Genomic DNA, 690 nt, shown 5'->3' on the forward strand with positions numbered 1-690 from the left:
AGCTGTACAACCTGCCGGACGGCGAGCGCCCGCGCGTGGTCGGCAAGTTCGACGACACCGGCGAGTGGAGCAACAAGAACCGCATGGGCCACGGCGACTGGCTGCTGCCCGCGACCTACGAGCTGAACCCGGCGCAGATCGCGCGCGCCATCGCCTCGCGCATTTCGCACTACTGCGCCGGGCATCCGGTAGAGCAGCGCGTCAAGGAGCGCATCGCCTTCCTCGAAGCCAAAGAGCTGGTCCTGAAGAGCATTCCGACCAAGGCCAACCCCGAGACCGACCGCATCCCGTACTTCTGCTCCGGCTGCCCGCACAACAGCTCGACCAAGGTGCCGGAAGGCTCGCGCGCGACCGCCGGCATCGGCTGCCATTACATGGTGCTGTGGATGGACCGCGAGACCTCGACCTTCACTCACATGGGCGGCGAGGGCGTGCCCTGGATCGGCCAGGCGCCGTTCACCAGCGAAGGGCATATCTTCTCCAACCTGGGCGACGGCACCTACTTCCACTCCGGCAGCCTGGCGATCCGCGCCGCGGTGGCGGCCAAGGTCAACATGACCTACAAGATCCTGTACAACGACGCGGTGGCGATGACCGGCGGGCAGAACGTGGACGGCCCGCTCGACCCGGGCAAGATCTCGCGCCAGCTCGCCGCCGAAGGCGTGACCCCGATCGTGGTGGTGACCGACG

Annotated in this window: 1 protein-coding gene; it reads left to right on the forward strand. The window is 67.4% G+C overall.

The features are described from left to right. Window positions 1-690, forward strand: a 690-nt coding sequence (locus ACFQ4G_RS21925) for a thiamine pyrophosphate-dependent enzyme (protein WP_379041129.1), incomplete at both ends; no start/stop codon positions are given.

Source organism: Methylobacterium marchantiae, from assembly GCF_042679825.1.
GTDB classification, from domain to species: Bacteria; Pseudomonadota; Alphaproteobacteria; order Rhizobiales; family Beijerinckiaceae; genus Methylobacterium; species Methylobacterium marchantiae.